The sequence below is a fragment of the Vibrio aestuarianus genome (assembly GCF_012395185.1).
Classification (GTDB): Bacteria; Pseudomonadota; Gammaproteobacteria; order Enterobacterales; family Vibrionaceae; genus Vibrio; species Vibrio aestuarianus.
In genome coordinates this window covers 26,685-35,061 of record NZ_JAAZTU010000040.1, presented here as the reverse complement: position 1 = coordinate 35,061, position 8,377 = coordinate 26,685, and the positions used below count along the sequence as shown (strand labels likewise).

7 protein-coding genes are annotated in these 8,377 nt (G+C 41.0%); 1 reads left to right on the top strand and 6 read right to left on the bottom strand.

Annotated elements, in window-relative coordinates; genetic code table 11:
- Positions 1-95: 95 nt before the first annotated feature.
- From HGG78_RS16055 to HGG78_RS16040, 4 genes are all read right to left on the bottom strand, one after another.
- Entirely contained in the window at positions 96-3,251 is a 3,156-nt protein-coding gene (locus tag HGG78_RS16055; protein ID WP_172533508.1) for an efflux RND transporter permease subunit, read from the bottom strand.
- Between the two features lie 9 nt (positions 3,252-3,260).
- A complete protein-coding gene (locus tag HGG78_RS16050) occupies positions 3,261-4,388 on the bottom strand; it encodes an efflux RND transporter periplasmic adaptor subunit (RefSeq protein ID WP_172533507.1) in 1,128 nt (375 codons plus the stop codon).
- 357 nt (positions 4,389-4,745) lie between these two features.
- Positions 4,746-5,057, bottom strand: a complete 312-nt coding sequence (yciH, locus tag HGG78_RS16045) for a stress response translation initiation inhibitor YciH (protein WP_172533506.1) — start codon at positions 5,055-5,057, stop codon at positions 4,746-4,748.
- Between the two features lie 6 nt (positions 5,058-5,063).
- Positions 5,064-5,435, bottom strand: coding sequence for a DUF3319 domain-containing protein (locus tag HGG78_RS16040; protein ID WP_053312101.1), 372 nt, complete (start codon positions 5,433-5,435; stop codon positions 5,064-5,066).
- A gap of 101 nt (positions 5,436-5,536) precedes the next feature.
- On the opposite strand from HGG78_RS16040, the gene HGG78_RS16035 reads away from it, so the two are divergent.
- On the top strand, positions 5,537-6,499 hold the full coding sequence (locus tag HGG78_RS16035; protein ID WP_172533505.1) for a tyrosine-type recombinase/integrase: 963 nt from the start codon (positions 5,537-5,539) through the stop codon (positions 6,497-6,499).
- Here the strand turns inward: HGG78_RS16035 and HGG78_RS16030 are convergent.
- Together HGG78_RS16030 and HGG78_RS16025 are read right to left on the bottom strand one after the other, a co-directional pair.
- Positions 6,483-7,484, bottom strand: a complete 1,002-nt coding sequence (locus HGG78_RS16030; RefSeq protein WP_172533504.1) for a D-alanine--D-alanine ligase — start codon at positions 7,482-7,484, stop codon at positions 6,483-6,485. The genes HGG78_RS16035 and HGG78_RS16030 overlap by 17 nt on opposite strands.
- A gap of 177 nt (positions 7,485-7,661) precedes the next feature.
- Positions 7,662-8,231: an SPOR domain-containing protein gene (locus HGG78_RS16025; RefSeq protein WP_172533503.1), complete on the bottom strand. Its 570-nt coding sequence runs from the start codon at positions 8,229-8,231 to the stop codon at positions 7,662-7,664.
- Between the last annotated feature and the right edge of the window lie 146 nt (positions 8,232-8,377).

Below are 8,377 nucleotides of genomic sequence, written 5' to 3'. Positions count from 1 at the left end.
GTCATATAGTTACCATTTTAACTATATGACTATTAATCTGAAAATATCCAACATCAAAAATCCCAAAGTATGACTTTGGGATTTGAGTTATTTAGTCAGTCTTCATCATCTAATGGTACAAGTTTTGTGTTGCCACCATGATACTTCTCTCGTTGTTTTTGGATTAAGGCGTAGAAACCAGGGATCAAACATGTCCCAGCAAGAAGCACGCATAGTAGCCCACCGATAAGTGATACACCGAGAGAGTTTTGACTGACATGCCCAGCCCCCGAAGCAAAAATCAGAGGGAAAATACCTAAGATAAATGACCACGATGTCATATTCACGGCACGAAAACGTAATTTACCACCATGAACCGCAGCTTCATCAATAGCAATATCTTTCTCTTCTCGCTCCATTTTTGCGAACTCTACTATTAAGATCGCATTCTTTGCCGCTAATGCTATCAGCAAGACTAAACCGATTTGAGCATACAAATTCAATGGCATTCCCATCAGGTTAAGTGCTAAGAATGAACCTAAGGTTGCAATCGGCACCACTAAAATGATGGCCAAAGGAATACTCCAACTTTCGTACTGTGCCACCATAAATAGATAGATGAAAATGAGCGCAAGCGCAAAAGCAAAAATGGCTTGGTTACCGGCGAGAACTTCCTGGTAAGCCATACCTGTCCATTCGTATTGGTAACCTTGCGGCAATACTTGAGCGGCGACTCGCTCCATCGCAGCAATAGCATCACCACTGGAATAACCCGGTGCCGGTTGACCTTGGATAATCGCACTGCGGTACATGTTATAGCGCCATGCCACATCCGGCTCAAACACTTGTGTATGACTAACTAGTGTACTTAATGGAATCATTGTTCCATTAGCAGATCGTACATGGAACTGCTCAAGGTTTTCCATGCTATTACGATGTTCACTATCAGCCTGCATTGTGACACGGAAATTTTTACCAAACATGGTAAAGTCATTAACGTAAACTGAGCCTAAGTTACCCTGTAGCGTTTGGAATATAGAGGATAAAGGAATACCTAATTGTTTTGCCTTTTCACGATCAATATCGACATAATAATGAGGAACATTGGCTCGGAATGTACTAAAAGTATAAGCAATTTCAGGTTGTTGATTAGCAGCCTGAAGCATTTCACCCATTACCATCGCTAAGTCGGTACGGCTACGGCCTAATGTATCTTCCAGTACAAATTCAAATCCAGAAGCGGCTCCCATTCCTGGCACTGCCGGTGGTCCCATTGCAAATACAACCGCTTGTGGCATTTCCAGAGCGGCACGTCCATTAATCCGTGCCGAGATTGCAGCAGCAGAATGATCACCGGCTAGGCTGTTACGCATATCCCAACTGTGTAATTTAACAAACAGAGATGCCCCGTTTGATGCAGCGGCACCAGTCATGAATGAATAGCCATTGGCAACGGTAACGCCATCAACCCCCTGCTCTTCTTCAAGAATTTGCATCAGTTGTGAAGTCACTTCTTCCGTTCGAGATAAAGAAGCAGAGTCAGGTAATTGAACATTGACTAATAATATTCCCTTATCTTCCTGTGGAACGAAAGCAGTTGAAGTATTTTTAGCAAAGAACGAGACAGCAGCAAGTGCAAGTAGGAAGAAAGTAATCAGCAGTAAAGATTTTTTAACCAAGAAACCTGCAATTTGACCGTAGCCTTGTGTCACTTTGTCTAAGCCTCGGTTAAAAGCCTTAAACCAACTTGCCGTATTTTCACCGCCTTGTTTCAGAACCAGTGAACACAGCGCAGGAGACAGAGTTAGTGCATTAATCGATGAAATAACAACTGAAATACAGATAGTTAATGCGAACTGTCGATACATGATACCTGTGATACCGGGTAGCATGGCGACAGGAAGAAATACCGCAAGTAATACAAGCGTTGAAGTGATAATTGGGCCTGTTACCTCCTTCATTGCGATAAGCGTTGCCTTACGCGGAGACATCGTTGGATCTTTAGCCATTGTTGTATCTACGTTTTCAATCACCAAAATAGCGTCATCAACAACAATACCAATGGCTAAAATAAGACCAAACAAAGTCACAGTATTAATCGTGAAGCCGGTAGTTTGCATAATGGCAAATGTACCAATCAATGAGACTGGAATGGCAAAAACGGGAATCAGGGTTGCGCGTGCGCTACCCAAAAATAAGTAAGTGACGGCAATAACCAGTAATATCGCTTCGATCAGCGTTTTAACCACACCTTTGATAGATTCAGCAACAAACACGGTTGTGTCATAACTGGTTTCAAAGGCCATGCCATCTGGAAAATTATGGCTAAGTTGTTGTAACAACGCCATAACGGCTTTACCGCTTTCCAACGCGTTGGCGTCTGATTGTAATGATAATGCAACGATCGATGCTTCTTGGCCTCGGAATGTACCGTTACCATCATAGAATTTTTTGCCTAATTCAACCCGTGCGACGTCCTTCAAGTAAACCGTAGAGCCATCAGGATTCGAACGCAAAATAACATTTTCAAACTCACCGACACTTTCCAAACGCCCTTTTGTTACCAGATTAAACTGCACCTCTTGAGCACTACTATATGGAGCAGCGCCAATACGCCCCGCTGCAACTTGCACATTCTGCTCAGTTAAAGCGGATTGAATATCGGACGTTGTTAATTTTAAATTAGCCATTTTTTCTGGGTTAAGCCAAATACGCATTGCATATTCGCCCCCACCAATGACATTAACCTCACTAATACCTTTTACACGTGCGAGTTGATCTTTAACGTTAAGGTTGATGTAGTTAATCAGAAATTGATCGTCATATTTTCCATCCGGTGAATAGAAATTGAGTACCATTAACAGATCTGGCGAACGTTTTTTCACAGTGACGCCAGCCATTCTCACTTCTTGTGGAAGCTTGGACTCGATCTGAGCAACACGGTTTTGGACGTTAACTTGTGCCATATCAGGGTCAGTACCAACATCGAATGTCACGTTTAGGCTGTACGAGCCATCATTGGCACTTTTCGAGGACATGTAGATCATGTTCTCGACACCATTTACTGACGTCTCTATGGGGTCAGCAATAGCTTGTTCGACAACTTCGGCACTTGCACCAGTATAAAACGCCGTCACGCTAACAGATGGCGGGCTGATCTTCGGATATTCAGCGACGGGTAAAATAGCCAGGGATATCGCCCCTGCTAAAGTAAGAATAATAGATATGACCAATGCAAACTTAGGTCTTTGAATAAAGAAACGACTTAACATTTCGCCCCCTTATTGATTGGTCGTTGTTGGCGTTTGAGTACGAACTTCAACACCATTGCGGACACGTTGTAGACCTTGGGTGATCACCACATCATTAAGTGATAGGCCTTGATTGATGCTAATACCTTGCTCAACTTGAGGCCCCAAGTCGACATTGCGACGTTCTGCAATATTATCGTCTGACATCACCATAACAAAATCACCCTCTAAGTCTGTTTGGACTGCACGACGTGGGATAACGATAACATTTTTAGCAACGCTTTCACGAAGGTTGATTTTGATGTGTTGGCCGGGAAGAAGTCGCTGTTCGGGGTTGGGAATAACGGCACGCATATCAATAGTGCCAGTACTTAGATTAATTCGATTGCCTAAGTAATTTAGCTGACCTAAATAAGGGTATTGCTCGCCATTTTCGAGCTCTAGTAGCACTTCAACGCCAGTCGCTTGTGTTGTTCCATCACCTTTAATTTTATCCATACCTAAAGCAATACGCTCTCGTTCACTAACACTAAAGGCCGTATTGATAGGATCTAAGCTCACAAGCGTAGCCAAAATACCTGTTGATGGGGAGACTAAATCACCAGAACTGACTTTACTATCACTAATACGGCCACTAAAAGGAGCTCGTATTTGAGTGTATGAAAGATTAACTTCGGCTAGTTTTAATTTTGCTTTTGCCGCTTCTAATTCAGCACGGCCACCATGCAATGCCGCCGTTAATGCATCAAATTCAGATTGAGAAATACTGCCACGTGGAAGGAGTTCATTGCCTCTCACATGGTCAAGCTGTGCTTTTTTGAGCGCAGCATTAGCTTGCGCTACAGCCGCTTTTGCACTTGCTAGCTGAGCTTCGAATGATGATGGCTCGATGGTGTACAACAAATCACCCTTTTCGACCACTTGTCCTTCTTTAAAATGACGGGCCTGCAGATAACCAGAAACTTGAGCAGTAATATTTGTGTCTTCTATCGCCTCGATGCGGCCAATATAAGATTTACTTGGTTGATGCTCGACAAGAATAACTTGTTGTGTTTCAACAAGTGGCAATGGAGTTTGGGTTTGAACGTTTTCCGTTTCACCGCACCCAACTAAGATGAGTGTTGTAGCAATAAGTGCCGCAAGTGGTTTCTTTTGCATTATTTATAATCTTATTAGAACAGGATTCGTTAAAAATACAGCAATCATACCGCTTGATTTGTCAGAAAAATAAAAGAAGATAAAAAGGAAGTGTTTCAAACTGTAACTCAATGAAACTATAAGAAAACATCGTGATAAAAACGCGATCAATGTTGCTTGGTTGTTTCGCTCTCGAAAATTTACTCACATGAGAGATACATGGAGCTTAAACAGTGAGAGATAAGAAAATTATGGGTATCATCATCTAGCAATGACAATTAAGTTCGCTTGCTTGAAGCTACAGCGGTGTTGGTTATATTTCCTCAACTCAATCACATAGATTATCTATGCGATTGAGGAGATTGTTCAATTTAAGCATCAACCACCAGATAGCTTAACAGTTAAACCTTTCTTTTCAAGGTGAAGCTTGACTTTGTCTCGTACATCACCTTGTATTTCGATGTCGCCATCTTTTACTGAACCGCCACATCCGCATACTTTTTTCAATTCTGCTGCCAATAACTTTAATGGAGCATCATCTAAGTCTAGTCCGGTAATTATGCTTACGCCTTTACCTTTTCGACCTTTGGTTTGGCGATGAATTCTGACAATACCATCACCTTTCGGCCGTTCTACTTTCTCAGGCTCTGATTTAATACGACCTAAATCAGTTGAATATACAAGCGTCATAAATTATTACTTCTTCATTTGTTCTGCTTTTTGCTTTGCTAGCAAAAAAGCTTCGATATGTTTTTGAATAGCCACTTTAGAACCTTTGATTAAGCGACCATTAAAAAAGCAATACCAAGCGTTAGCTTCACCGGTATCGTTTTTAAGAGTAAAGCCACCAAATTGTTCTTGGTGTCCAGAGGTTACATTCCGTTTTTGTCCAACAGAATTGAATTCACGCGGGTCAATAATAGATGCTGTATCACACCACCAGTCTATGCTTTTTTTCACCGCAGCAAGGTTTCCAGTCAAAACATGGTTTTTAATTTTCACTTGCCATATTTCAGTGGAATTAGGAGCCGATTTAAGGTTAAAACCTCGATATATCGAAATAGCCATATTTTATCTGGTCTTTTAATTGTGGTTAATTAAATAATAATTGTATCTACGCCGTTATCAAGTATATTTATTGATAATTTTTGTTGTTATAGTGCATTAAGATGAGAAAAAACATTCCCGTCATCACAGATCCTATTATTTTAAAACAAAAGCTTAGTGAATTTTCTTCACCCATTCGTTTAGAGCAGTTCCAACAACTAGTACAAAATCAATATTCCAGAAACTCTTTACTCGCGATGACAAAAGATTGGAATCACTTTGTTTCTTTCTGTATTTCAAAGCATGTATCTCCTTTGCCGGCATCAGTGACAGCAGTTAGGCAATTTATTGAATATGAAGCAAGAACTCGCAAATACTCGACCATAAGACGTTACGCGGTCACTATTGGTATCATACACTCATTACTCTCTTTAAATGATCCAACCACAAACCGTAAAGTTCAAATGTCACTTGCCAACCTCAGATTAGAGAAGTTAGATGACGCAAAACAAGCAATGGCATTTACCCAAGAGCATCTATTCGCCTTGGATGAGCGACTCTCACGTTCTGAATATAAAAAAGACATCCGAGATCTCGCTATTTATTATGTGATGTTTGAATGCGTGCTCAAACGAGGAGAACTTAAATTCTTCGAGCGTGAACAAATCAGTATAGATAATGAGTTAGCGATAACAGTACATGTTGGGGAAGCAAACTATTCTCTTTCCGATAGGGCTTCATTAGCGCTTAATCGTTGGCTGACAATTGTTAACAGAAATGAAGGTATTGTTTTTTGCTCTATAGATCGTCACGGTAATATTTCTTCAAAATCGCTCAATGATGCGTCGATTTTTCGTATTTTGCGTAATGCAGGTAAGCAGCTAGGTCTGATGAACCTAAAATTTTCAGGCCAATCGACACGAATAGGAGCGGCGCAAGAATTAGCGAAGCAAGGTTATAAGATGAGAGATATTCAACAATTTGGACGGTGGTTAAGCCCTGCGATGCCAGCCCAATATATTGGTAAAACTCACACCGCAGACCAGGAGAAAATGAAATTTAAAACGATTAAACCTTGGCTTTGAGTGACGTTGTCACGCAATTTGCAAGGAATTCATGAAAACAATGGCCGTTATGTTCCAGCATTTTCGGGAACATTGAAATCGGAGTCATGCCTGGGAAGGTATTGACTTCATTTAGATAAATTGCACCATCGGCCGTTAAAAAGAAATCAATTCGAGATAAGTGTCTTAACTTCATATGCGTAAACACTTTTTCTGCACAATGCCTTATCGATGCTAACTGCTGATCCGTAAGATTTTTTGCTTCAATTTCCGTCATTGAATGGCTATCTGCACTGTATTTTTCTTCATAAGTATAAAACGCATCTTCTGGAGCAATCACTTCTCCTGGTTTAGATAAATACAGAACATCATCAATTTGGTAAGCCGCAACTTCTAGTTCACGTGGTTTGAGCGCCTTTTCAACCAGCACCTGCTCTGAATAACTGAATGCAGAATCAATCGCTGTAGCTAACTGCTGAACATTTGTGACCTTGTAACACCCAACTGATGAGCCTTGCCGTGCAGCTTTTACAAATATGGCGCCCCACTCTGATAATGCTTTTTCGCATTGCTGATAAGCTTGGGCATTGTTGTCAGTCAAAAATAAATAAGGCGTATTTGGGATGCCCAGAGCGTCATACCACAGCTTGGAAGTGATTTTATTAAAGCTGTTAGAGCTGGCTTCAGGACCACAGCCTAGATAAGGAATGCCAGCTAATTCAAGCATGGATTGAATATCGCCAGTTTCCCCTGGAAATCCATGGATACATGGCACGACAAAGTCGATTTTTGTCGAACTACTGCTAGTGTTTAACGTTGCAGCATTGGTATCTAAATAACTCAACTCACCTTGCTCGCTATACCAACCATCATCTTTCATTTCAACCCGAATAACATTGAAACTCTTTGTCATCTCAAGTTGAGCTTGTAAATAGTTAGCAGAAACAAGCGATACTTCATGCTCAGAAGAACCGCCACCACACAGTAGAAGGATTGTTGTTGTCATTAAAATCTGTCCGTGATGTTACTAGATAAGCTAATTAAACATCATAATCAATTCAGCAAGAAGTTACACAATTTTAGCTAAGCAAATGTAATTTTTGGACTTAACTGCTTAAATACCAAACAATTAAGGGGCTTTCGCCCCTCTTTAACATCAGTAGTCGGTATAGTTCAACAGAGGTTAATTTAACTTGTTGAGCGTTGGAAACTCAGAATTCTTAATAGCATCGATGCTTTTCGCGAACGGCTTCATTGCCTGGAATTCAGCGGGAAGCGTATTGATAGCTTCTAGTGCATCTGCACGTGTTGCATAATCCCCATAAAGAACGGTATACCACTTAGTGCCATTTACGACTTTGTAGTTTTCCCAAATCGGTTGATTGTCAGCTGTCGGTAATTTGCTCGCGAATTGATCAACTTTGGTTTGTGAACCAACCGCAACCACCTGAATCGTGTAGCCAAAACGTGGGTTCATTGCTTTTTGTTTGGCGGTTGGTGGAATAATAGCAACCGCAGGTTTAGTTTGAGCGACTTGTTTTTCTACAGCTTTTGGCGGCATTTTTACAACGTTTGGTTCAACGTTGCTTTCAGAAATCCCATTCGCCATACCATCTTGAGTCATTACTGGTTGCTGTACAGAGGCGACTTTGTACTCTTCGCGGTGACTTTCAGATGTCACATCAGTAATGTAAGTATCTGAAGCACAAGCAGCCAAAAGGAGTGATAAACCGACAATTGCTATTTTTTTCATGAAATGTTCAACGCCTTAAGTAGAAATTACTATAAATCATGCCGATAGCGACGCCCAGAATCAAGCACGCTTTTTAATTATATACCCTTACACTGTGATTTGTGGCACAAAGTCGCATATGTCCGCTGCCAAAACGATCACATTCA

Bases quoted from the DNA above. Each gene is read 5' to 3' on its own strand.
- HGG78_RS16035 (WP_172533505.1), top strand. From the start codon at position 5,537: ATGAGAAAAAACATTCCCGTCATCACAGATCCTATTATTTTAAAACAA.
- yciH (WP_172533506.1), bottom strand. From the start codon at position 5,057: ATGACGCTTGTATATTCAACTGATTTAGGTCGTATTAAATCAGAGCCT.
- HGG78_RS16055 (WP_172533508.1), bottom strand. From the start codon at position 3,251: ATGTTAAGTCGTTTCTTTATTCAAAGACCTAAGTTTGCATTGGTCATA.
- HGG78_RS16050 (WP_172533507.1), bottom strand. From the start codon at position 4,388: ATGCAAAAGAAACCACTTGCGGCACTTATTGCTACAACACTCATCTTA.
- HGG78_RS16025 (WP_172533503.1), bottom strand. From the start codon at position 8,231: ATGAAAAAAATAGCAATTGTCGGTTTATCACTCCTTTTGGCTGCTTGT.
- HGG78_RS16030 (WP_172533504.1), bottom strand. From the start codon at position 7,484: ATGACAACAACAATCCTTCTACTGTGTGGTGGCGGTTCTTCTGAGCAT.
- HGG78_RS16040 (WP_053312101.1), bottom strand. From the start codon at position 5,435: ATGGCTATTTCGATATATCGAGGTTTTAACCTTAAATCGGCTCCTAAT.